This is a genomic window from Paenibacillus sp. SER-28 (assembly GCF_052906305.1).
The window spans coordinates 114,365-139,596 of sequence record NZ_JBRECM010000005.1 but is presented as its reverse complement, the minus strand read 5'-3'; the positions used below and the strand labels follow the sequence as shown (position 1 = coordinate 139,596).

26 protein-coding genes are annotated in these 25,232 nt (G+C 41.9%); all 26 read left to right on the top strand.

The features are described 5' to 3' along the window. Positions 1–17 precede the first annotated feature (17 nt). The 26 genes from ACUYLD_RS14745 (at position 18) to ACUYLD_RS14620 (ending at position 25,218) form a co-directional block, all read left to right on the top strand. Complete coding sequence (locus ACUYLD_RS14745; RefSeq protein ID WP_013312293.1) at positions 18–1,178, top strand: sensor histidine kinase; 1,161 nt, start codon at positions 18–20, stop codon at positions 1,176–1,178. 4 nt (positions 1,179–1,182) lie between these two features. Continuing rightward, positions 1,183–1,905, top strand: coding sequence for a response regulator (locus ACUYLD_RS14740; protein WP_007432713.1), 723 nt, complete (start codon positions 1,183–1,185; stop codon positions 1,903–1,905). A gap of 169 nt (positions 1,906–2,074) precedes the next feature. Next, positions 2,075–2,515: a hypothetical protein gene (locus ACUYLD_RS14735; protein ID WP_446675389.1), complete on the top strand. Its 441-nt coding sequence runs from the start codon at positions 2,075–2,077 to the stop codon at positions 2,513–2,515. Positions 2,516–2,715: 200 nt separating this feature from the next. Next, positions 2,716–4,824: a DEAD/DEAH box helicase gene (locus ACUYLD_RS14730; RefSeq protein ID WP_446675388.1), complete on the top strand. Its 2,109-nt coding sequence runs from the start codon at positions 2,716–2,718 to the stop codon at positions 4,822–4,824. Between the two features lie 314 nt (positions 4,825–5,138). After that, positions 5,139–5,738 carry a ComF family protein gene (locus tag ACUYLD_RS14725; protein WP_446675387.1) on the top strand — a complete coding sequence of 200 codons (600 nt, stop codon included), beginning with the start codon at positions 5,139–5,141 and terminating at the stop codon, positions 5,736–5,738. A gap of 383 nt (positions 5,739–6,121) precedes the next feature. Next, the gene (locus ACUYLD_RS14720; RefSeq protein ID WP_446675386.1) at positions 6,122–6,589 is read left to right on the top strand and encodes a LysM peptidoglycan-binding domain-containing protein; all 468 of its coding nucleotides are present in this window, start codon (positions 6,122–6,124) and stop codon (positions 6,587–6,589) included. Positions 6,590–7,333: 744 nt separating this feature from the next. Beyond that, positions 7,334–7,744, top strand: a complete 411-nt coding sequence (locus ACUYLD_RS14715; protein ID WP_044648603.1) for a TIGR03826 family flagellar region protein — start codon at positions 7,334–7,336, stop codon at positions 7,742–7,744. 195 nt (positions 7,745–7,939) lie between these two features. Next, a complete protein-coding gene (gene flgM / locus ACUYLD_RS14710) occupies positions 7,940–8,215 on the top strand; it encodes a flagellar biosynthesis anti-sigma factor FlgM (RefSeq protein ID WP_039271505.1) in 276 nt (91 codons plus the stop codon). A 10-nt stretch (positions 8,216–8,225) separates the two neighbouring features. Beyond that, positions 8,226–8,726 carry a flagellar protein FlgN gene (locus ACUYLD_RS14705; protein WP_446675385.1) on the top strand — a complete coding sequence of 167 codons (501 nt, stop codon included), beginning with the start codon at positions 8,226–8,228 and terminating at the stop codon, positions 8,724–8,726. A gap of 15 nt (positions 8,727–8,741) precedes the next feature. Next, positions 8,742–10,322: a flagellar hook-associated protein FlgK gene (gene flgK / locus ACUYLD_RS14700; protein WP_446675384.1), complete on the top strand. Its 1,581-nt coding sequence runs from the start codon at positions 8,742–8,744 to the stop codon at positions 10,320–10,322. A 24-nt stretch (positions 10,323–10,346) separates the two neighbouring features. Then, entirely contained in the window at positions 10,347–11,255 is a 909-nt protein-coding gene (flgL, locus tag ACUYLD_RS14695; RefSeq protein WP_446675383.1) for a flagellar hook-associated protein FlgL, read from the top strand. Between the two features lie 83 nt (positions 11,256–11,338). Beyond that, positions 11,339–11,785 (top strand): flagellar assembly protein FliW, encoded by a 447-nt coding sequence (locus ACUYLD_RS14690; protein WP_322158810.1) that lies wholly within the window; start codon positions 11,339–11,341, stop codon positions 11,783–11,785. Continuing rightward, a complete protein-coding gene (gene csrA / locus ACUYLD_RS14685; RefSeq protein WP_053326244.1) occupies positions 11,785–12,018 on the top strand; it encodes a carbon storage regulator CsrA in 234 nt (77 codons plus the stop codon). The genes ACUYLD_RS14690 and csrA overlap by 1 nt, the downstream gene beginning before the upstream one ends. A gap of 287 nt (positions 12,019–12,305) precedes the next feature. Next, positions 12,306–13,079, top strand: a complete 774-nt coding sequence (locus ACUYLD_RS14680; protein ID WP_446675382.1) for a flagellin N-terminal helical domain-containing protein — start codon at positions 12,306–12,308, stop codon at positions 13,077–13,079. A 173-nt stretch (positions 13,080–13,252) separates the two neighbouring features. After that, positions 13,253–13,636, top strand: a complete 384-nt coding sequence (locus ACUYLD_RS14675; RefSeq protein WP_446675381.1) for a flagellar protein FlaG — start codon at positions 13,253–13,255, stop codon at positions 13,634–13,636. 14 nt (positions 13,637–13,650) lie between these two features. Continuing rightward, positions 13,651–15,123, top strand: coding sequence for a flagellar filament capping protein FliD (gene fliD / locus ACUYLD_RS14670; protein ID WP_446675380.1), 1,473 nt, complete (start codon positions 13,651–13,653; stop codon positions 15,121–15,123). A gap of 14 nt (positions 15,124–15,137) precedes the next feature. Next, on the top strand, positions 15,138–15,521 hold the full coding sequence (gene fliS, locus ACUYLD_RS14665; RefSeq protein ID WP_446675379.1) for a flagellar export chaperone FliS: 384 nt from the start codon (positions 15,138–15,140) through the stop codon (positions 15,519–15,521). Then, a complete protein-coding gene (locus ACUYLD_RS14660) occupies positions 15,521–15,865 on the top strand; it encodes a hypothetical protein (protein WP_446675378.1) in 345 nt (114 codons plus the stop codon). The genes fliS and ACUYLD_RS14660 overlap by 1 nt, the downstream gene beginning before the upstream one ends. A 128-nt stretch (positions 15,866–15,993) precedes the next feature. Continuing rightward, positions 15,994–17,802 (top strand): motility associated factor glycosyltransferase family protein, encoded by a 1,809-nt coding sequence (locus ACUYLD_RS14655; RefSeq protein ID WP_446675377.1) that lies wholly within the window; start codon positions 15,994–15,996, stop codon positions 17,800–17,802. A gap of 29 nt (positions 17,803–17,831) precedes the next feature. Next, entirely contained in the window at positions 17,832–18,851 is a 1,020-nt protein-coding gene (locus ACUYLD_RS14650; RefSeq protein WP_446675376.1) for a UDP-N-acetylglucosamine 4,6-dehydratase family protein, read from the top strand. After that, a complete protein-coding gene (locus ACUYLD_RS14645; protein ID WP_446675375.1) occupies positions 18,848–19,567 on the top strand; it encodes an acylneuraminate cytidylyltransferase family protein in 720 nt (239 codons plus the stop codon). The genes ACUYLD_RS14650 and ACUYLD_RS14645 overlap by 4 nt, the downstream gene beginning before the upstream one ends. Positions 19,568–19,583: 16 nt before the next feature. Next, entirely contained in the window at positions 19,584–20,612 is a 1,029-nt protein-coding gene (neuB, locus tag ACUYLD_RS14640) for an N-acetylneuraminate synthase (protein ID WP_446675374.1), read from the top strand. Next, entirely contained in the window at positions 20,609–21,748 is a 1,140-nt protein-coding gene (gene neuC / locus ACUYLD_RS14635; protein ID WP_446675373.1) for a UDP-N-acetylglucosamine 2-epimerase, read from the top strand. Before neuB ends, neuC begins: the two co-directional genes overlap by 4 nt. A 12-nt stretch (positions 21,749–21,760) precedes the next feature. After that, positions 21,761–22,387, top strand: a complete 627-nt coding sequence (locus tag ACUYLD_RS14630; protein ID WP_446675372.1) for an acetyltransferase — start codon at positions 21,761–21,763, stop codon at positions 22,385–22,387. 19 nt (positions 22,388–22,406) lie between these two features. Continuing rightward, on the top strand, positions 22,407–23,552 hold the full coding sequence (locus tag ACUYLD_RS14625; protein ID WP_446675371.1) for a DegT/DnrJ/EryC1/StrS family aminotransferase: 1,146 nt from the start codon (positions 22,407–22,409) through the stop codon (positions 23,550–23,552). A 115-nt stretch (positions 23,553–23,667) separates the two neighbouring features. Next, positions 23,668–25,218, top strand: a complete 1,551-nt coding sequence (locus tag ACUYLD_RS14620) for a glycosyltransferase (RefSeq protein WP_446675370.1) — start codon at positions 23,668–23,670, stop codon at positions 25,216–25,218. Positions 25,219–25,232: the final 14 nt, after the last annotated feature.

The following is a 25,232-nucleotide window of genomic DNA, read 5'->3' as shown; positions in this document are numbered from 1 at the left end:
ATTGGAGTAGAACATTTGTGGACTTTCAAGCCGATATCATAGACCGAGTCATTAAAAATGCCATCCAGGTGATGGAGAACAGCAAATATCAGATGTTCGAAATATTGGACACGGCCCGGACCGAGCTGGTCACGTTAAATCAGGAGCTCCAGAGCGTCTTGAAGGAAACAGCAGAAACGATCGAAAAGGTGGACCAGCTGGAAATGAACTATCGGCGGTCCCGCATTCGGTTGACTGAGGTCAGCCGCGACTTCGTTCGCTATTCGGAAGAGGATATCAAGCAGGCTTATGAGAAGGCAACACAGCTTCAACTCGATGTGATGATTTTCCGCGAGAAGGAAATGTATCTCAAAGCCAGAAGAGATGATCTTCAAAAGCGGGCCAAAAGTGTCGAGGCTTCTGTCGAGCGCGCTGAAACCATCGGTTCGCAGATGGGGGTCGTGCTGGAATATTTGTCGGGTGAATTGGGACAAGTGACGCGGATCATCGAATCGGCCAAAAACCGGCAGTTTATTGGTCTGAAAATTATTTTGGCTCAGGAAGAGGAGCGCAAACGTATATCCCGTGAAATTCACGATGGACCTGCGCAGCTCCTTGCGCATCTAGTGCTTAGGACGGAAATTGTGGAAAGAATGATCGCCAAGCAGGAATTTAAGATGGTTCAGGACGAAATAGTAGACTTGAAGAAACAGGTTCGCTCCAGTCTTGAGGAAATGCGAAAGGTCATTTTCAATTTGCGTCCTATGGCCCTGGATGACCTGGGACTTATTCCGACGCTCCGGAAATATGTGCAGGATTTTGAAGAAAAAACGAAAATTAGATCGCTTTTTGAAACAAGGGGCAAGGAACACCGTCTCTCTTCCGCGATGGAAGCAGCCATTTACCGTCTGATCCAGGAAGCTTTGACCAACGCTGCCAAGCATGCTTACCCTACCTATGTGCTTGTTGAGATTACCTATCAGGCGCAGCTTGTAAAAATCGTGGTGCAAGATAATGGTTTGGGCTTTAAGCCAGAGCTTTTTCAGCAAAAAAGCAAAGATCATGGGCATTTTGGTCTGATTGGTATGCGGGAAAGGGTTGAACTGCTCGAGGGGAGAATGGAGATCGAATCAGCTGAGAATCAAGGCACCAAGATAGTGATTCATATCCCAACCAACGTGGAAAAGGGAAAGGAGTAACAACATGGAAAATCAGGAAATTAGCAATGCACCCATTAAAGTTCTCTTAGCGGACGATCATCAGTTGTTCCGTGAAGGACTTAAACGTATTTTGAATATGGAGGACGACATTGAGGTCATCGGAGAATGTGGCGATGGTATTCAAGTGTTGGAATTCTGTAACGTAGAGAAACCAGATATTGTTCTGATGGACATTAATATGCCAATTGAAAATGGTGTAGAGGCAACCGAAAAACTGCGTGAGATGTTCCCGGATGTCAAAGTTATCATATTATCCATTCATGATGATGAAAGCTATGTATTCGAGACGTTGCGCAAGGGAGCCAATGGTTATCTGTTAAAAGATATGGAGGCCGAGTCCCTCATTAATGCAATTCGTTCGGTTCATGAAGGATATGCGTTTATCCATCCGAAGGTAACGGGTAAGCTTATTCAGCAGCTTCGCCGGATGACCTACCTGAATGAAACAGGGGCTATGGCTGAAGGCCATACGAAGGAAGCCGGCGTGAAGTTTGTCGCAGGTGAAAATAATCCATTGACCCGTCGTGAAGCTGAAGTGCTGCGTCTGATGGCTGAAGGTAAGAGTAACAAGATGATCGGTGAATATTTATTCATTAGCGAGAAAACGGTCAAAAACCATGTCAGCAGCATTCTGCAAAAAATGGAAGTTGATGACCGTACACAAGCAGTTATTAACTCAATTAAATATGGATGGGTTACGCTGTAAAGTGTAGTCTTTCCATGCATTAGACGATGCAGATGCTAATAGATATGAATGCTGTACCGCCCTTCTTTGGGAGCGATATGTCCGCTCATACGGAAACCCAGTACATAACCGTGACACCTCTTCCTGTTATACGGCATATATTGTCGCTATAGGAGGAGGTGGAACCCTCGTGACGGCTCACTTGGTTTGGATATTGCTTATATACGGTGTGGGAGCCGCAGTCGTTCATCTTATGTATATACGACAGGCGGTTCGGGCTTATCACAATGGTGAAGATTCACGCACAATATCTCCAGGTCATCGCGCGACTCGCTATATTGTGATTACGTCCAATGACGGAGATCGTGTGGAATGGGGGATGCGTTCGCTGAACATACTTGCCTGGCTACACCGGAGGCCGCTACATGTGACGGTACTGGATGATGAATCTATGGACGATACGCTACCGATTCTGACACGGCTACTACGCTATAGTCATATGGAGGTTTCAGTCATTTCAAGTCGTTTTTCACCGGGGAACCCGGTCTTACCGAAGTCAGGCGGTGAAAAGCAGGTTGTTATTGATCTTAGAACGGTCAAGTCGTTGGCGGACGCCCCATTTGTTCCTTAGCGATAGGGGATTGTGGACATCGTGGTTAAAATCGGATATAAATGTTTTAAAACAGTTGCATAGGCAAGACGACAGGGATTTCGTTGAGATCTACTTGATGTGAAGCACACTTCAGGCTATTAGCCATAGGAGTGTGCTTTTTTGCTGTTCTCTGGGGTAACAAGAACCGCAAAAATTATGAATGGGAGGAGCAGGGGAAGGTGAAGATTTCAATATATGCAGTGAGGTATAAAGGGAATTGGACTCTCCGATTATCTGTGGATATTCGAGTAGATATGACATGGTGGATGAATCAAGATGAGGGGCAGGAGAATGTTGTCGAAAGATGGGTGTTATTAGGAGATGAGCTTCCCTTGTCCTGGGGGATAAAGTTGTGCGAAACATTTAAGGAATTGGCAGATATGGAGCGATGGGGAAAAGGGCAGTGGTGGGCTTATATTCTCGCACAGCTAAAAAGTGAACTGGCTCTTGAGCCTTTTGATGGAGAACGAATTTTATCTGGAGGAGTAGAAAATATATGCATTTGGGATCATGTACAAGGGTGGACTTCCTGTACAAAAGGTGGAGATGAGGGACGGGAAACAGACGGAGTTTTACGTTCTATTCAAAAAAGGAGTCTCATCACGGGAATTGATGGATTGGATAGGGAGTGTTTAACACGACAAGCGAATGAACTGGCTAATTTGTTGTCAGGACGCCAGTTACTCGTTCCGGAAGTCGAAGCGCTGCTGGCAGCGCCAGGTTTGGAGCATACTTGGCGATCCGCTGCACAACTTGCATATCTGCAAGGCCGACTCAGCTTTGCTGCTGGCCTCGCTCCAGCACCACGTACGCGCTGGTCTGCCGCGCGTACGCATGAACTTCGCTGCAATCGTTGTGGCAGCGGGGTAGTGCATCGCACGAGCTGCGCATCGTGCGGACGTAAGGCGTGCGCTTACTGCGAGACATGTCTCGCACTGGGGCGCAGCCGTGAATGCTCGCTGCTGCTTCGTGGCGTAGCGAAACCCGTCCTGCCGTGCACAGCAGGCAGGGCCCCGGCGACGGAACTCGACCGCTGGGGGCTGAGCCCTGCACAACGTGCCGCCGCCGAAGCGGCGCTGCGCTTTTTGGCCGCACCGCACGGCGAAGTGCGGGGACGTTTTCGCCCGGAAGGCCGTGGGCTCCGGGCGTTGTTCCGGCGCGATAGGGTTGCACGCCGGGGATCAGATGCTGCCGCTTCGCATGGCAGCACCCTTGCCCACAGCAAGCAGTCTTCGCCAAAACCTGGCGAAGGTGCGAGGCATAACGCTGATCGGCAGGTACCTGATACCACGGTAGAACGTTTTCTGCTCTGGGCTGTAACAGGCGCAGGCAAGACGGAAATGATGTTTCCGCTATTGCAATATGTGTTGGACCACGGAGGAACGGCACTTGTGGCAACACCACGCCGTGATGTGGTACTGGAGTTAGCGCCTCGTTTGGCCATTGCTTTTCCCGATGTGAGCATGGTGACGCTCTACGGGGGAAGCGCAGAACGGTGGCAAAGGGGACAGTTGACACTGGCTACGACACATCAGCTATTGCGTTATCGTCAAGCCTTTGATTTGGTTGTGATTGATGAGATAGACGCGTTCCCTTATCACAATGATCCTATGCTTGCCTTTGCTGCACGAGCAGTATGTAAGCCGAAGGGAAAGTTTATCTATTTGTCTGCTACACCACCGCAATCCTTGCAGAAAGAGGCTGCACGCGGTCTACTGCCACACGCCAAGGTTCCCGTTCGTTTTCATCGTCATCCCTTACCTGTCCCATTTCGCCTGGGGGCTGCTTCAGTGCAACATTGGCTGCAAAAAGGTCGGCTTCCCCTATCCTTTATTCAACGCCTACGCGTATCTATACAACGTGGGGCACAGGTTTTCCTATTTGTGACACGAATCTCACATATTCAGGGACTTGTGAAGCTGCTGATTAAACAATTACCTGATGTACCTATTGCAGGCACCTCCTCACAGGATGAAGAAAGAACCGCTAAAGTGCGCTTATTTCGAGCTACTGAAATACGTGTTCTGGTTACAACGACTATTTTGGAGCGAGGGGTAACTGTTCCACGGAGTGATGTGTACGTATTAGACGCGGACAGCAGTCTTTTTGATGAAGCCTCTCTTGTCCAAATGGCGGGTCGTGCAGGAAGGTCCAAGGATGACCCATGTGGAGGTGTTATTTTTACATCCCCCCAATGGACTCGAGGTCAAAAGAGAGCAATTAGACAGATTAAACGTATGAATGCACTGGCTCGGAAAAGAGGATACCTGAAGGAGGCGAAGCACTAAATGCATTAAATAAAAAAAGTTTTTTTGGAAATGTGAAACCTGAAACAATGTCGGTACGTAAACTACCAAGAAAGGTGCATTCTGGTATGAGGATGATTCCAACAACCCGTCTATTTTTGAATTGGCTATTCCATCGCCAGTCCCAAACATGTATGGCTTGCGGCACTCTCACAGGGCGTTTTTCCGAATTCCCCGGAATTTGTACTTCTTGTTCGCTTCAAATTCCTTGGGTTTACAATATTCGTTGTGTTTATTGTGGACGTCCGACGTCTTGCCCGGATTGCGTAAGGCTTGACCGATTAGTACGTTACTATGTGTGCAATCGGAGTGCAACCAGCTATACACCGATGATGAGAGAATGGATTGGGCAGTTCAAATATCGTGGAAATGAAAAGTATAGTTCCTTGCTGGGCGAGATCATGAATCGAGCCTATCAGGCGATGAGGTATGAGTTTGCAGGCCATAAATATTCTCGTTTCAAGCAATCTTTGTGGAGTGTGGATGTAGTGACCTGTGTCCCGGTAAGTGAGAAGAGGCTGACAGAGCGAGGCTTCAATCAGGCTCAGATCTTGGCAGAAGAGATTGCTAGGCGGAATAAGCTCCCCTTCCTATCTTTACTTGCTCGTCCACAAGATACAGGCAAACAAAGCTTTAAATCCAAAAAGGAACGCATGAACACCATGAATAATGCGTTTTCTGTCCACCCCAATATGGCGAATTTGATGAAGTCGTTTATTTTAAAAACTGAATCTCAATGTGTTACGGAGAACAAGCTTTCCGTTACCGTTTTGCTTGTAGATGATATTTATACAACGGGGAGCACATTGCATGCGTGTGCACGTGTTTTGAAAGAAAAGGCATTAGAGCAAGGAATACATTTGACTATTTTTTGCCTGACCTTAGCAAGATCATAAGTCTAAATATCTAGTATTTTCCATGAAATTTTGCTTGAAACTATGAAAAAGAGGTTATAACTCTCTTGAAAGAAGGATTAAATGATAGAGTAAAAGTCTTTTAAGCCGTACAATCAGCAGGATTTGACAACGAGCTAGAGAGAGGTATATAATAAAAAATATAGAGACAAACAAAAAGTAAGGAAGTGAGGGATGAAAACAGAATATTTCAATTTAGAGGTTGATTTTTTTGGAAAAGAGGAGTACAATTTCTATCTGTTGATAGCTAACATGATTGGTAATAAGTGATTAGCTAATGACTAAAGAGCGGACATTGGGAGTGTCTCGCTCAGTAGTAAAGCAGTTAATTAAAATTTAAAGTTAAAAAGAGGAGAGAAAAAATCATGAAAAACGTAATGAAAAAAGTAGCAGTATCTAGTATGTTGGCAGTTAGTTTAGGTGCAGTATCTTTGTTGAGTCCGCTTGCAACAGGTCAAGTAATGGCAAAATCGAACTCTGACCAAAATAAGGATCGTTATGAGGAGCAACTGATCATTCAACAACAAGAAGCAGCACAAAAAGCATTTGAAGAAAAAGTTTTTGGAACTGTAACTACTAAAGATGCAGCAACTACAACACCAGCTCAACCAGCTACTGAGAACAACAATCAAGCAACAACTACAAAACCAGCAACGACTACAACTGAAACACCAGCAACTGTAAATACAATCACTGTAAGTGTTCAAGAGGGCGACACATTGGCTTCTCTTGCTGAAAAATACGGTGTGACTGTTGAAGAACTGGTTAAAATCAATAACCTGGTTAAAGTAGGCCAAGAACTGCAAGTGCCGCAAACAAACACAAATAAATAATTATCATTATAAATGTATAATGAAGTGTGTTTTTTAAACCAAGCGTTTGACTATAGTATACGGGAAGGCCTCTATTAAAACAATGCTTTTTTGAATAATTAATTGTAAAATAGCTTGTTTTTTTGGGCTGCAAATTTCCACTGATGCATCTAGCTTGATTTCAGATATGTTATAAGTTGAGATGATGTTAGGTCCATGAGATTTATGAATACCCACACTCCATGTGCGGAGCATTCGTATGGGCGCCGTTCCCCCGGATCTACAGGATTTCCTTGATGTCATTCGGGGCACAGGTGAACATGAATTCTTCTGAGGATTGTTTCGCCCGGTTTTTCCCTCATCTTGATAGTTTCTACATTTACTCATATTCATATATAGCTATTTTAATTGTATAATGAAGCGCTATTCCCGAAAATAACTGGAATGGCGCTTATTTTATTTTCTATCTAAAGTACGGTGTAATGTTTGACGATAAATAGATACATGCACTAGGCTGAGCTATTAGCCTTCATGGGCTTTCTTTATTTTTATGTCATTGCATATTGATGCATATAAATATAGAGAAACTTTTGCTGATGGATCATTCTCTCTTATACTTTTAATATGATAGCTTATAAAATGTGCAATTGTGTAAAATCTGAAAATCTTTTTTTGAAATATTTGCTAGACGAGGCTCTTCATTATAAGTTAATGTAAGGATAAAAGTAATTAAAGATCGGAAATTGGAAAGGGGCGCTACAGAGGATGAATTTGGATAACTGTCCTCGCTGTGGAAAGCTGTTTATTAAGAACGTCAGGGGAATCTGTCAGAACTGTATTAAAGAAATTGAAATTGAATACGAACGTTGTGTCAAACATATACGTGAAAATAAGGGCATTCATATGCATGAGCTTTCAGAGGCTACTGAGGTATCTGTAAAGCAAATCACGACATTTATACGTGAGGGACGTATTTCCATTGCTAATGCGCCCAATATGACGTATCCTTGCGAGGTATGCGGGATACCGATTCGTGAAGGGCATATGTGCGATTCTTGTCGAACACGTCTGACTAAAGACCTGCATCAGGCTGTACGCGAAAGTAGTAATCAGGATCAAAGTAATAATATGGGCTCAGGTACCTACAGCGCGATTGATAAACTTCGTGGAAAGTAGTACAGGGGAATTAAAAACGCATTCAGCTATTCAAAAAGTTTCAAATACCGCCGATAATCTTTATAGAGCTTATCGGTTTTTTTATTTTTAGCAACATGCACAAAATAAAGAAGTGAGGCATAATACGAACCATGTTCGACGCTATGTCGTCTGATACATTCTGACCATATCAAATAACTAAGGAAGGTGGAAGTTATGAAAATTAACGAGACCAACCGCATCGGAGCTATTAATCCATATCAGCGAAATATTGAAACAGGACGTCAAGAGGAGCTTAAGAAGTCCCGCCGCAAGGATGAGGTTTCGATTTCTCCGGAAGCAATGGAAATGCTGAACCGCAGCAGTGATGCAGACCGTGTTAAGAAAATTCAGGAGCTTAAGCAGCAAGTAGCTTCTGGAACCTATCGTGTGGATGCCGATAAAATTGCAGAGAAGCTGTTACCTTACTTCAAGCAGTCTTCTGAAAGCTAGGTGAAGGAATATGCCTTTAGAGCGATTGATTGATGTGCTGGAGCAGCTTAGAGAGGCTCACGGGCAGTTGATTGCATTAGGAAATCAAAAAAAAGAAGCACTGATATCAAATAAGGTAGATCAGCTCATTCTAGTCATGAACCAGGAATCGAAGATGTCCAGACACATTGAACAGTTGGATGAGCGACGCCTGCAGGCAGCATATGAATTTTTGCAGGAACGTGGTATTAAGTCTAAGTTGAATCTCAATATTACGGAGTTGTCTCGTCTTGTGTTTGATGTAGAAGACAAACAGCGCCTCCTTCAAATTCAAAAAAATCTAGCGGATACGCTTGTAGAATTGAAAAAATTAAATGAGTTGAATCAACAGCTTATACAACAGGCGCTTTCCTATATTGATTTTTCTATTGAGAGTATGTCATATTATGCGGAATCTGAAGCGGTCTATCAGCGTCCAGCTGACAAAGGCACCTCTACTGTACGAGCGGGACTATTTGATACACGCGCCTAATTGAAGGAGGAAAATATGGTCTCAACATTTCATGGTATAGAAACAGCGAAAAGAAGCTTAAACACACAAACGGCAGCACTTAATACAACCGGACACAATATCTCAAATGCCAACACAGCTGGTTACTCCAGACAAGTGGTTAGTATGAAGGCCTCGGATTCTATGGAAGCCTACGGTTTGAATCGTTCCGTAGTACGAGGTCAAATGGGTACAGGGGTTGAATTCACTGCTATTGAGCGCGTCCGTCAGACTTTTCTGGACGATCAGTATCGTAATGAAAGTTCTTCTCAAGGTGGATGGGACATCCGTTATGACACACTGAACAAGCTTGAGACCATTATGAATGAACCTTCGGATACAGGTATTCGTAAGGTCATGGATAATTTTTGGGATTCATGGTCAGATCTGAGCCAAGACCCTCAGGATGTCACGAATCGCAAAATTGTAAAAGAGACTACGCTTGCTCTGACAGATGCGATGAACCAGGCTAGCAAGCAACTGGATGCACTCAGTTCTGATTTAACTAATAACGTTACATTAAAAACATCTGAGATGAATTCGTTATTGCAGTCTATAGCGGACCTGAATGGTAATATTTACAAGTTGGAACAACTTGGGGATAATCCAAATGACTTGCGTGATCAGCGGGATTATGCAGTTGATAAGTTGTCCAAGCTTGCAAATGTGCAGGTAACTCAGCTGGATAACGGTTATCAGGTAACGGTGGCAGGACAGATAGCTGTAGCGGGCACAGAGGTAACTGCTATTACAGCGGCTGGCCTTGAGGCTGCATATCAAGGTGGAGCGTTAACTGGTGGCGAAGTGTACGGTATGATTTTATCCAGAGATAAATATGTAGCAGATTACAAAACTCAGATGGACCAGTTAGCTAATACGCTGGCGAATGGCAACATTGAAATTACTTTGCCCGCAGGTACAGTTCTGCCTGAGGGAACGGTACTAAATTCAGGTGTCAACAATGCAGCAGTTACTTACTCAAATGCGAATAACAACAGAACCTTGACCGCGGATTTGAAAGTAACTGTACAAGGGATTAATGGACTCCATCAATTGGGATACACACTCAGTGGCACAACTCCAGAAAAGGGAGGAGTGTTTTTTACCTCGAAAGATGGAGCTGCTATTACAGCCGGTAACATTACGCTGAATAAGGATATTCAAGATGATCCCAATAAAATTGCCAGTTCTTTGCGTGTAGATGGAACGGGAACAGCTAATGAAAAGGTAACTGTAGGTAACAATGCTTTGGCATTGTCTATGGCGAGCCTAAAAAATGTGAAGTTTGGTTTTAATACAACTCAAGCCCAATCTACTACGGTAGATGACTTCTTCAGTTCAATTGTTGGACAATTAGGTGTCCAAACCCAGGAAGCAGAGCGTCAATCGAAAAATGCACAGCTGTTGACCGAGCAAGTGGACTTGAACCGACAATCCGTCAGCGGGGTGTCGCTTGATGAAGAAATGTCAAACATGATCAAGTTCCAACATGCTTATAGTGCAGCTTCCCGGTTCATGACAACTTTTGATCAACTGTTGGAAAAGCTGATTAATGGTACAGGTCGCGTAGGTCTCTAGTATAATGAGAAGGTGGAGTAAGCCATGCCAATTCGAGTGACTTCAGGGATGACTAATATGCAATTGCTCAGTAACCTGAATCGAAATAATAGTAATATGGGTAAAATGGAGAATCAGATTTCGACTGGTCGTAAGCTGAACAAGCCTTCAGATGACCCAGTGGGGGTAACTTATGCGCTACGTTACAGAGCTGAGTTAGCTTCTAATGAACAATACAAGACGAACTCAGATGCGGCTGTTAGCTGGTTGGATTTCACTGATACAACCATGCAACAAGCCAGTGATGTAATGAAGCGTCTTAAAGAGCTGACAGTACAGGCTTCAAGTGAAACACTACCTCAATCCGGCTTGGATTCGATTAAGCTAGAAGTTGATCAGTTAAAAGAACAAATGATGAATATTGGTAACAGCCAGCTTCGTGGGAAGTATGTTTTTAATGGACAAAATTATGATCAGATGCCGTATCAGCTATCTGCTACGGTAACAAGTTATGATCAGATTAATCCGGATCAAGGCGCTGTCAGCTATGCAGTTGGAGACCAAGATGCATTTCGGGTAAATACGTCCGGTAGCGATTTTTTTGGGAAATCAACAGAGGCGGATAATGTTTTTAAGGTTATGGATGCTATATCTTCTGCACTAAGCAGCGGAAATAGTACGGCAATATCGAGTCAACTTTCAAGTATTGAATCCCGCTTTACTAAAATGCAGACAAGTTTGTCTGAAGTGGGTGCACGTACGAATCGAGTTGAACTGATACAATCCCGTTTGGAAGAGCGAAATTTGAACTTGACGACACTTCAAGCTAAAACGGAAGATGCGGATGTTGCTAGTCTGATGATTCAAGCTACATCTGCCCAAACCATTTATGAAGCTGCCCTGAAATCATCTGCTAAGATCATGCAGCCATCTTTGATGGACTTTATGAGCTGATTTTTATCTTTGACATTTGTGATTTGAAGCTATGGACGAGTGGTCCGTAGCTTTTTTGTTACTATTTATAGGAGGAGTTACTTATGACCCCAGAACAGAAATTAGATGAAGAAAACCAAGAGAAAAATACTAGTCTTTATGTGTTTCCAAAAGGAATACCAGGATTTGAACAACTTCGGGAATTTCAGCTGCAGGAACATAATGAATTATTTAGTCTTTTCAGTGCAGTAGAGCAGCCAGCTACTATTTTTATCACCGTAAATCCATTTGATTTCTTTGAAGATTATGAATTTGAGTTATCTGATGATGCTCTAGAGGATATTGGGATTACAAGTCAGGAACAAATATCAGTACGATGTATTTGTACATGGAACAGCGATCAGTCTAAAACGACGGTTAATTTGCTTGCACCTTTAATTTTTAACATTGAACAGCGAACGGGGAAGCAAATTGTTTTGCAAAATACGAACTATACTATTAAGCATCCCTTATGGAATGAAATAGAGTCCAGCAAAGGCGGTGAGTCCTAATGCTGGTATTAACACGTAAAAAGGGCGAATCCATTGTAATTCAGAATGATATCGTCATTACAGTTCTTTCTGTTGAAGGAGATACTGTGAAAATCGGTATTTCTGCTCCTAAGGATATCGATATTTACCGAAAAGAAGTCTTTGATGCTATTCAGCAAAATAATCAAATTGCTGTTATGGATTCGAATGCTATTCATAATGCAATGTTAGAAATGGATAAGAGAAAGTCCTGATTAAACAATAATAGTAGTGCACATTCATTGAGAAAGGCCGACACGAGTAAAGTGTCGGCCTTTGTTTTTGCTTATTCATCTGAAACAGTAATAGGTATAATCGTCTATATAACAGTGTCGTAAACTTCTAAGAAAATATTTTTAAAAAAATCTGGAATGCTATAAACAATTATAGCTTAAGGGTCGATATATATTTTAGAGCGGTAATTCTTCAGGGCGGCCGACCTGTGAAGACGCTTATACCACAAGGACGTGGGAATCAAACCATTTCAGGGAGGAAATTTAAAATGATTATCAATCACAACTTACCTGCAGTAAATACACACCGTAACATGCAATTGAACAACACGGCAGCAAGCAAAAACATGGAAAAATTGTCTTCAGGTCTGCGTATCAACCGTGCAGCTGACGATGCTGCTGGTCTCTCCATTTCCGAAAAAATGCGTGGTCAAATCCGTGGTCTGGAACAAGCACAACGTAACGTTCAAGATGGTATCTCTTTCGCACAAACAGCTGAAGGTGCAATGAACGAAGTATCCTCCATGCTGACTCGTATGAAAGAACTGAGCGTTCAACAATCCAATGATACTTACAGTGCTGGCGATAAATCCAACATCAAAGCAGAACTTGGTCAATTGGGTGGTCAAATTGACGCAATTCTGTCTAACACTAAATTCAACGGTATTGCAATTTCCGGCGGACCAGGTGTTAAAATCCAAGCTGATGATAACAAGTTCGTAATTACTATCAAAGGTATCGATTCCACTGAAATCCGTGGTCTTACTTCTGGAGTAACTTTGTCTCAAACAACAAATGCAATTGAAAAAGTTGCTAAGCAACGTGCGAACCTTGGTGCTATGCAAAACCGTCTGGAATATACCTCCAACAACTTGGGCACAACTGTAGAAAACCTGACAGCTTCCGAATCCCGTATTCGTGATACTGACATGGCAAAAGAAATGGTTGCTCTGTCCAAAAACAACATCTTGTTGCAAGCATCGCAATCCATGCTGTCACAAGCAAATTCCGCGCCACAAGGCGTACTGTCGTTGCTTCGTTAATTTTAAACGACAGCAATTACAAAAAAAAGATCCTGCGAGAAGCAGGATCTTTTTTTGCTTTTATTTTAGTTTTTTCATAAATAATTACACCCATCTACCGATATATAATGTATTAGCATTTCAAGTACAGAACGGATTTATTGTGTCTAAAAAATTTTAATGGAGGTTATTTTATGGACTCGATGATACCCCCTAGCACTGGGAATCCGTTGCCGACTCAGCTATCAGCAGGAATAAAACGTGAAGCCCCTTCAGATGCCGAAGTAAATTATGTTACCACACAAGATGCTGTTCGAACAACCAATAGAGGTGGTACCAGTCAGAAGCAACCGACACATGAGGAAGCAGTTTTGGAGCTACAGAAAGTAATTGATGCTATACAAGGTCCGCAGAAGACATTTGAGATCTCTGTGCATGAAAAGACACATGCAATCATGATAAAAGTGATGAACAAGGAAACGGGCGATCTGATTCGTGAGGTACCTCCTGAAAAAATTCTGGATATAGCCGCTAGAATGATGGAGATTGCAGGAATTATTATCGATAAGAAAATATAGGAGGACATACAATTATGGTAACAAGAATAAGTGGTCTTGCCTCAGGCATGGATATTGATGCAGTAGTCACAAAGCTAATGACAGCTGAGCGTGTACCGCTCGACAAAATGAATCAACAGAAACAATTGATGGAATGGAAACGAGAAAACTATCGTGAGGCTAGTACTAAAGTTGTTTCATTTCTACAAGATAAGTTGACGATATTAAGCCGTACTGCTTCAATGAATCCGCAGAAAGTAACAGTAACGGGAAATAGTGACGCGTTGACTGCTTCGGCTTCATCGTCTGCCAGTGGAGTATTGGATATCTCAGTAACCAATCTCGCTACTGCCGCAAGATCTGTCTCAGACAGCACATGGTCTGAAAAGGCAAGCACCGAGCTTGCATTTGCCGATGGGGCAGCTCGTACGGTTCAGGTTGGTGGGACCACTATTGATGTGGATGCAAACGAAACCATTGAGTCATTTGTCAAAAAAATTAATGATAACAGTAAGACGGGAGTAACTGCCCTGTATGATGCCAAATCTGGTTTGTCGTTAACAAGTAAAACTACGGGCTCGCAAATATTCAATATCGATGCTCAAATTAGTAGTGAGTTTAAACTGTCTTCAACGAACGGAACCGATGCTGTGCTAAAGGTAAATGGACTTGAAGTCAAAAAGTCATCAAATAATTTTACCATTAATGGCATTGATATTACGCTGAAGGCAGCTGGTGGTGCTGCGACAAGGATCGAAGCTACCAAAGATACCGATAAGATTGTGGAAAATATTCAAAGTTTTGTCGATGCGTATAATGATGTTCTCGCTACACTCAATGGTAAGGTTGGTGAAGAAAGATATAAAAAATACACTCCGCTTACGACGGAACAAAAAGCCGCTATGAGCGATGATGAAGTCAAGCTCTGGACAACCAAGGCTAAGAGTGGCATGCTTAGAAACGATCCCATCTTGCAGGATACATTATCTGAAATGCGTAATGCTTTGATTCAAGGTGTAGATATCGGCAGAGTTGATGCAAATGGTAAGAATAAGCCTTTAATGATGTCTGAGCTGGGAATCACTACGGGTACGTATGATACGAAAGGCAAGCTTATTCTAGATGCAGACAAATTGCGCGCAGCGGTTGAAAAAGATCCAGATGTTATCTCAAATTTTTTTGGGAAACAGGATCCAAGCACGGCGCTAACAAATAAATATACACAGCAAGACGGTATTCTTGCTAAACTAAAGAAAATTTCGAATACCTCACTTCAAAGAATGGCCGATACAGCGGGTACTTCAAAAGTTAGTAAGGACCTAACTGCTTCATTTCTTTCTACGAGTACAATGGGAGAGCAATTGTCGAGCCTGGACCGTCGAATTAGTGACATGACTAGTCGCCTAACGATGATTGAAACTAACTATTATAAAAAATTCACTGCGATGGAGACGGCAATTAGCAAGTATAATAGTACATCTTCGAGTCTTACAGGCATGTCGTCATAAAGGAGGTTTTACAATTGATCAATACACCCTATCAGAAATACCGGCAGACTCAAGCGCAAACTGCATCCAAACCTAAACTGCTGATTATGCTGTACGATGGGGCTATTCGTTTCGTTCGTGCGGGGATTGAGGGGATAGAGAATAAGGATAACGAGAAAGCAAATAATAATTTGTGTAAAGCGCAAGCTATTGTACACGAGTTGATATCTGCGTTGAATTTTGAGTATCCAATGTCCCATGACTTATTGCGAGTGTATGAATATATGCTGCATGAGCTGATTGAGGCGAATGTTCACAAAATAGCCGCTCCGGCACAAGAGGTGCTGGAACATTTGACTGACCTACGGGAAGCTTGGTTGGAAGCCATGAAAATGCCTGGTGTAGTTGGTAGTGTGTGATGGCAGATCCTAATATGCAAGTACTCCTTGAAGAGCTACAACATAGGACAGAAGCAGTGTTATCTAACCTTCTGAATTTAAATGAGGAAGACTTTGAACAGTTTGCAGATCAAAGACAGCGCATTGTAGAACAGATGCAGCCCTATCAATCATCGTTAACGGAAAATGATAAGCAGAAAATTCGTGACATACTAAGTAACGATTCTTCAATTTTACAGCGTATGCATGTACTAAAGGATGAGGCTGGTCAATGGATGGAGAAACGCGGAGCCATTCGTGTGCAGCAGCATGCATACCAGCAAGCTTATTCTGTAGACAGTTTGTTTATTGATCATCGCAAATAAAAAATGCTTTATGGAGCGTACCCCCTATTCGATTTAGAATGGGGGTATTTTTGTGAAAAGGTTCATTCCATTAAGAGTAAATCCGATATACTAATTAACAAATATTAATGTGAAACGGTGGTATTACCTTGTCTCAACTACAAATAAACCATACAATTCTAGAGCAAAGGTTCCCTCATGTTGCAACCAAAATAAACAGTTTGCTGAATGATGACTTATCTATACCTTTGTTTACTGAGCCCTTTGAAAGGGATATCGCTTGGCTCAATGCTGTCGATGGATCTATTGGAAATGGGAAGATTATTTTTGTATATGGGTTTGAAAGGGGGCTCAGTATTGCTGACCTCCTCGAATTCTATCCGAACCACTGGTTGTTTGTATACGAGCCGGATGAGCAGCTGTTTCGTAAATCAGTGACGGATTACGATCTCAGTCTTTTGTTGGGACATCCCAATTTGTACTGGTTATCGGTTGGCCAATCTCAGCTCAATATGATGTTTCATATGTTAAGTAGTTATATGCTGCAAGATTTGGGGTTTATCGCACTGCGCAAGTATCTATCAGATGATATGAATTTATTGCGTGAAGTAAAGGAACAATTTCAGGAATATCGTCAGAGCTTCCTGGTAGATAAACATACAGAGAATCGTTTTCGAGAAGAATGGACTCGGAATTATCTATATCACCTTTCTGATGTGTTATACACTCCTTCCATTGAGCGACTTTTTTATGCTTTTGAGGGTGTAACGGTGGTTGTTGTATCATCGGGACCATCGTTACAAGAAGATATCGAATGGTTGAAAAAATTACGTCCTCATGTACTGATTATTTCAGCAGGCTCCAGTATTCAAGCTTTAGTAAAGCATGGAATACAGCCTCACCTTGCTGTTATTATGGATGGACATCCAGTCAATAAGAAAATCTTTGCTTCTTCTGTAACAAGGGAGCAGCCTTTATTGTTTACCTCCTCATCTTATTATGAGATTTCGGATCAGAACTGCGCAGAGAAAATTCATAGTATTATGAAAAGTGATGCTGTATCTCAGTATTTCTTTGGACTCAGTAAAGAGGAACTCTTTATATCCCCCACAGAAACGGTTGCAGGAACGGCTATTCAAGCAGCAGCATGTTTAGGGGCTAAACGGATCATACTTGCAGGTCAGGATTTGTCGTTCCCTGATAACAAATTTTACGCAGATGGAATTGAACATTTTGCAGCCGAAGCTACGGATAAGACAGTGCAAGAAGCGCCTAAGAAAGTACTGAATGTAAAGGGAACATACAACACTACAGACGAGAGTTTCTCTTTGATGAAGGATGGACTCGAAAATCTTATTACGGCCCTTCCGAGAATTGAATTTGTCAATTCAAGCCGCAATGGTGCAGTGATTGAGGGTGCTCCATTCAAGCCTATGGATGAGATCTATGAGTGGATGGTATCAGAATCTGTTGATCATGATGCAATTGCCGATTTGATAAACAAAATAAATATTGCTGTTGATATGAATAAGGTGCAGGATGTCAGAGATAAGCTGATAGCGACACGTGAGGACCTTTCCAATGTACGCTCTGAGATTGCAGCCATTCACAAGCTTATGAATAAGCTACGCGAGTTTAGCCGGACTAAACCAGCAAAGGCTCAAAATATGATGGAATCCATAGAGCAGATGTGGGGGGGGATTGCCAACAGGGAATGGTTCTCACCTATATTTGAGTCCATTATGCCTATCGAAATTGCGCGTTTTGATCAGGTGCTCCCTGTGATTGTGACAGAACATCAGTTGACTCGTAAGTCTGATCTAATCTATGAGCATCTAGGTAAGCTGCTACAGGATATCACAGCACAAATTCCAATACTTGAAGAAATGTTTTCAGAATCGATTCGCCGTTTAGATAAAAAAACAGATAGCGATGCAGTGATCCATAAAGATATATAAATTAATCGTTTTACACTCCGGAGGTCATTATGTTTACCAACAAGATTGTACTGGTTACGGGCGGCACAGGTTCGATTGGAAGCGAAATTGTACGTAATATTTTATCGTATAACCCTAAAGCCTTACGGATTTTTAGCAGGGATGAGAGCAAGCAGTTTGATCTGCAGCAGGAATTAAAAGAATATACGAATATCCGTTATCTGATCGGTGATATCAGGGACAAGCAAAGACTGAGTTATGCTATGGAGGATGTGGATTATATCTTTCATGCTGCTGCTCTCAAACATGTGCCTGCATGTGAGTATAACCCTATGGAAGCAGTGAAAACGAATGTTATTGGCGTACAAAATCTGATAGAGACGGCTATTGAGCATAATGTAGAAAAAGTAGTAGCCATCAGCACAGATAAAGTGGTAAATCCAACGAATACGATGGGAGCTACGAAGCTGCTATCAGAACGTTTAATTTCTGCCGCCAACTTGTATAAAGGGAGCAAACGTACCATCTTTTCTTGTGTCCGCTTTGGAAATGTTATGGGATCCAGGGGCTCTGTTATTCCTTTATTCCGTGATCAGATTGCTAAAGGGATACCGGTGACGGTCACACATGCAGAGATGACTCGGTTTATGATGTCTATTCCTCAAGCCGCTCAATTGGTCATAAATGCGGCGCACTATTCGCAAGGCGGAGAAGTATTCGTACTAAAAATGCCGATTCTCAAAATTACGGATTTGGCCCAATGCTTGGTTGATTCATATGAAGAGGCAGTTGGTAAACCCTATCGTGGAGAAATCATTGAGACCGGAATCCGGCCGGGTGAAAAGCTATATGAGGAACTCATGACGCTTGAGGAATCTGAAAGAGCATTGGAGAATGGACAGATGTATATCATTCCTTCGTTATTTCATACCGCAGAGCAGGATTATGAAGGTTTTAAAAAGGCTATTCGTCAAGAATATTCTTCGATGACTGCACCACAGATTTTCCCGAAAGCCATTCGGGAGCTTATTGAACAGAACGGATTGGGCTTTACAAAAGGTATTGTATGATGAGCAATCACAAATGTTTGGCGATTATTCCTGCGCGGGGTGGATCAAAAGGTTTACCTGGTAAAAACATAAGATTGTTACATGATAAGCCGCTCATTCAATATAGCATTGAAGCCGCGCTAAACAGTGGTTGTGTAGACGAAGTTATAGTTTCAACGGATTGTAAAGAGATTGCTCGTGTGTCAGGCCAAGCCGGAGCAGATGTTCCGTTTATAAGGCCCGATGAACTGGCTACCGATAAGGCCAAAAGCATTGATGTATTGAAGCATGCAGTTGAATTTTATGAGCAGACGCAAAATCAATTTTTTGATGTTATTATGCTGCTGCAGCCCACATCTCCACTGCGAAATGCTATGGACATTAAAGAAGCATATAAAATATTTTTAGACCATCAGGCTGATTCACTTCAAAGTGTCGCTTTGTCTGGAGTGCAACCCTATCTACTAAGGGAAATGGATAACGGACGGCTTACGCCCTACCTGAAAGGTGAACGGGAGCATTTGAGGAGACAAGATCTGAAAGAACTGCATGCTTTAAACGGAGCCATCTATATCGTAAAACGAGATCTGTTGATGAATAGTGACACTTTGGTTGGTCCTAATAATTGTGGCTACATTATGCCTAAAGAACGATCTATTGACATAGATGACGAGTTTGATTTAAAAATGGCAGAGTTTTTTTGGAGAGAATCCAATCACAAGGAATCCTTGCAGTAGGAGGGAGGAATATAACATGAAAAACCTCTTATTAAATAATGGTAGCAACCCCATCTATATTATCGCGGAGGTAGGAGTCAATCATAACGGATCATTGGAGCTTGCATTCGAGTGTATTGATCAAGCGATTTTATGCGGTGCCGATGCAGTGAAATTCCAAACCTTTAAAAGCGAAAAGCTGGTGACCAAGTACGCCCAGAAGGCTAATTATCAGACAGAAAATACCAATTCAGCTGAAAGCCAACTAGATATGTTAAAACAGTTGGAATTGAGCTTTGAGGATTTTGTTCTTTTGAAAAGGTACTGTGAGGATAAAGGGATAGATTTCCTTTCTACACCCTTTGATGAAGAAAGTGCTGAGTTTCTGAATTCAATTCATATTGACGCATTCAAGGTAGGATCAGGAGATATGAATAATATCCCCTTTCTTCAGAAGCTTGATAGCTATGGGCGTCCGATTATTCTATCGACCGGGATGTCTAATTTAGATGAAATTGGAGAATCATTACAAGCATTTAAAAAAAGTGAAGTACTATTACTACACTGTACTTCTGACTATCCGGCGCCTTTAGAAGATGTGAATCTGCTAGCTATGAAAACAATATCTACTGCCTTTAATAAGGTCACAGGTTACTCAGATCATACGGCTGGGATTGAGATCGCTATAGCGGCTTCAGCACTGGGAGCTAGAATTATTGAAAAGCATTTTACATTGGATCAAAATCTTCCAGGTCCTGACCATAAGGCTTCACTGGAGCCTGCTGACTTTTCAAAGATGGTTCTTGCGATTCGAAATGTGGAGCAGGCTTTAGGGGATGGTGTTAAAAGATGTATGCCTTCCGAGGAAAGCACCAGAGCCGTTGCAAGAAAAAGTATTGTGATGGCAACACCTAAAAAAACAGGCCAGCAATTAACTCGAGAAGATCTAGTTATCAAGCGTCCGGGCACTGGAATAGAGCCTAAATATTTTGATGACTTGGTTGGTAAGCAGCTTTTAAAGGATGTACATGAAGACTATTTGTTATCATGGGATGATGTGCAATGAAAAAAGTATTGGTGATTACCGGAACACGAGCTGATTATGGGATATATTACCCGGTTTTGCGGGCTCTTAAGGAAGAACATGCTCTGGAGCTCCACCTGTTGGTTACAGGAATGCATTTATCTCCACAGCATGGGTATACATTGGACGCTATCCAAAAGGACGGATTTCGTGTATCTGCTAAGGTAGACTGTCTGCTTCAGGGATCTACCCATGCTAATATGTCTCGCTCTATTGGAATAGCAATCATGGGCATGACACAAGCCGTAGAAGCTTTGGAACCAGATTTCGTTGTTGTATTAGGAGATCGGGGAGAAATGCTTGCAGCTGCGATTGTATCCTCTCACATGAACATTCCGCTTGTTCATTTGCATGGTGGAGAGGTATCCGGCACGATTGATGAGTCTGTTCGGCATGCGATTAGTAAGTTGGCCCACATTCACTTTGTGGCTACAAATGGAAGCAGAGAGCGCCTAATTAGGCTTGGCGAAGAACCTTGGAGAATTCATGTAGTCGGTGCTCCGAGAATTGAAACGATGATGAATACATCCCTGCCTGAGCTAGAGAGGACGAAACGTAAATACGATCTGAATATAGATAACAATTATGTGCTGTTTGCTTATCATCCTGTCACTACGGAAGAAGCGGATATGCACATCCTTGGTAAGATGATGGAAGTTCTCTTGGCTGGGGAGAATGAGGTAATTTGTGTGATGCCCAATTCGGATGCTGGAGCTGATGCGATCGTTGATGTATATAATCGTTTTTCTGCAAGAAAAGGGCTGCACCTTGTAACCAGTTTTGAGCAACTTGATTATCTGACGATGTTGAAAAATGCAAAAATATTAATTGGAAATTCTTCATCGGGGATTATTGAGGCTGCCTCCTTTCATGTTCCAGTCATTAATATCGGAACTCGCCAGACAGGCAGAGAGCGTTCTGTGAACACAATAGATATTGCAGCTGATGAGCTCGAATTGACTTCTGCAATGGAGTACGCAATGTCTGAGTCTTTCCAACAAATTGTTAAAGCAGCCGACAATATTTACAGTAGAGATAACACAAGCTCTCGCATCGTAGATATATTGAACCGAACATCCAAGTCAGAGCAGCTTATTCAAAAGACCATTACCTATTAAGGAGGATCGGCCTTGAGCTATATTGTTTTTGGAGCAGGAGGACATGCCAAGGTCATCGTGGATATTTTACGGTCCTGTGGTGAAGAAATCATTGGAGTTCTGGATGACCATTGTAAAGAAGAAGCATGGAACGGATTGCCGATCTTGGGGAACCGTAATCAGATTGCTCAACTATTATCTCTGTATCCAGAGGCGCTGTTCATTGTGGCAATCGGAGATAATACAACCAGAAGGAAGATTGTAAGTCAATTAAAAGTTGCTTCAGTTCAATTTGGTACTGCTGTTCACCCAAGCGCTGTAGTCGCACCCAGCGCATTCATTGGGGAGGGGACGGTTGTCATGCCTAATGCTGTAATTAACGCTGACGCGTTTGTTGGAGAGCATGTCATTGTTAATACGGCGGCTACTATAGATCATGATTGCCGAATAGAAGACTTCGTGCATATTTCCCCAGGTGTACATATGGCAGGTGGAGTTCAGATCGGGTGCTGTGCTCATATAGGAATAGGTGCAAGTCTTATACCTGGTGTTCGTGTAGGGTGTGATACCATCGTTGGTGCAGCTTCTTGTGTCATCCGCGATTTGCCAGAAAAAGTTATAGCTGTGGGTTGTCCGGCCAAAGTAATAAAAAACCTATAAGGATAAGGGATGAAACAAAATGTCCAATCGAGATAGAATTTATTTATCTTCACCGCATATGGGCGGGTTTGAACAACAATATATCGCAGAGGCCTTCGAAACAAACTGGATTGCACCTTTGGGTAAAAATGTTGACGCTTTTGAAACAGAGGTGGCAAGTTATCTGGGGTGTGGAGGTGCAGTTGCCCTAAGTTCTGGAACAGCAGCGATTCACTTGTCTTTGATATTGCTTGGTGTGGAAAAGGATGATATTGTTTTTTGTTCTTCTCTTACCTTTGTTGCCAGTGCTAACCCGATCTTATATCAAGGTGCAATTCCTGTCTTTATCGATTCGGAACCAGACAGCTGGAATATGTCCCCTGAGGCACTAGAGCGAGCATTCAAGACTTATGCAGATAAGGGAAAGAAACCTAAAGCTGTAGTTATAGTCAATTTGTACGGGCAAAGTGCAGACTACGATCGGTTGAAAAAAATATGTGATTATTACGAGGTGCCGATTGTAGAAGATGCTGCGGAATCACTCGGAGCAACTTACGGCAAGCAAATGAGTGGAACGCTTGGGAAATTCGGCATTCTTTCATTTAATGGAAATAAAATTATTACTACTTCAGGTGGGGGCATGCTGGTTTCAGATGATTTAGAAGCACTAAGTAGAGCAAGATATTACGCAACTCAGGCGAGGGAAAAGGCGATACATTATCAGCATGAGGATGTAGGCTTCAATTATCGTCTCAGCAATGTCCTGGCTGGTATAGGAAGAGGGCAGCTTCGTGTGTTGGACGAACGCATTCAACAGAAACGAGAAGTTTTTGAAAAGTACAGCTATGAGCTATCAGGGGTGGATGGAATACAATTTATGCCGGAAAAGAGTTTTGGCAAGTCTACTCGATGGTTGACAACAATGATAATAGACCCTGAGATTATTGGTACAAGCGTTAGTGATTTAATAGGGTATTTAGGAAAAGATAATATTGAATCTCGACCAGTATGGAAGCCACTTCATCTACAACCGCTCTTTAAAGATGCCGTATATTTTACTCATGAAGATGGCAGGGATATTGGCAAAATATTATTTGAAAAAGGGGTTTGTTTGCCCTCTGGAACAAATATGTCGGTGGATGAGCAGAGCTTTGTTATTAATCAAATGAAGGCTTTTTTTCGATGAATATATGTTGAATCCATATCGAACATCCCATTAATGTGCTTGTTACATTGTTTCTAAAATCCTAATCCAGCTTCCCTCTGTACAATCTTAATTATAGAATGAAAAGAGGTTCCTAATGAGAAGTTCCAAAGTAACGCTTGAAATAGAAAAAATACTGTCAAATGATAAACTATCAATTGTGGAAGTATACAAATTACTAGATCATGAGTTAACCAAATTAAATGGAAACTTTGAAAGTCTAAATTCAAATAGTCGTCAAGAGATAGTAACTGAAATCGAACAAATGATATCAGATTATAAGAATTGGGGACTATATTTAACGTCATTTCTACTCGCATGTACAAAGGATCAGAAGTTTTTGGAGGATATTTTTGAATATATAGAAAAAGAAGTAAGGATAGACGTGCTTCATTTTATTTATTGGCAAATTACCAGCCTTCTTTTTACTACTCCTAAATTGAAAACGAAAAAAAATACTAACAGATTGAAAAAAATATATCGAAGATATTTTGAGTATTTTAATAATCAAATCGCTAACGAAGGGAATTGGATTCCTTATGAAGAACGAAACAAAGATCTGGTAGTTGTTGTAGCTGGACAGATACTTTCTATGTCACATAGTCCAACACAAGTAGCGCTAGATCATTGCAAAGCTTTATATAATCTCAAAAAAAATATTTTTCTCATAAATACGGCAGACATGCCACGCTCTATAGTCACGCCTTATTTTAATGCTGTCCTGTTTAACTATGATGAGGGGTACAATCAAGCTGGCAGGTTAATGTACGAAAATTCAAGTATTCCATTCTCTCAATGCGAAAAAGAAATGCCAGATGGCGACCAAATAATGGAGTTGATCCAAGCGATACAGTATTTAAAGCCTCTATTTGTTTTATCTATATCAGGCTCAAATGTAAGCGCCGACTTATTTTCTAATTTTGTGCCTGTTATCACGCTGCCATTAGCGTATGATCTCCCCACCTCCGAGAGCACATTTTCAATTTTGCCCAGAAAAATAAACCAAGCAGATTTGAACACGCTAGAAGAATTAAACAGGTCTCGGGAATCAGTTATTGAAAGTGTGTTTACTTATAAATATACGCCTCCACAAACTAAAATGCATAGAGAGTATTGGGGGTTAGGCGAGGAAAATTTTGTATTGGCCGTAGTAGGTAATCGCCTTGATGCGGAGCTAGACGATTCTTTTTTAACAGAACTAGACGATTTGTTGAAATGTAATGATCATACCCGAATTATGTTTATAGGTGAACTTGAAAATTATAAAAAAATAACGAATAGATATGTCACTCTTGATAAACAATCTGTCCATGTCGGAGCTCAAAAGGATTTAGCCGCTGTTTATGAAGTGTGTGACGCGTATTTAAACACAGTTCGATCTGGAGGCGGTACTTCTGCTGCCATTGCTTTACGGCAAGGGCTACCTGTTTTTACATATGCCTTTGGAGATGTTGCTCACACGGCAGGAGAGTACTATCATATTAATAGTTTTGATGATGTGAAGATATTTATAAAAAAATGGGAAAATCCTGCATTTAGGGAACGCGAAAAATCTGTAGCTTTAAACAGGGCGGATGAAATTTTTGACAGTGAAAAGGTTATGAGAGAAATTATAGAGACTATGACTAAATCACCACACTTTTATTAAGCTGCATGGGCTTT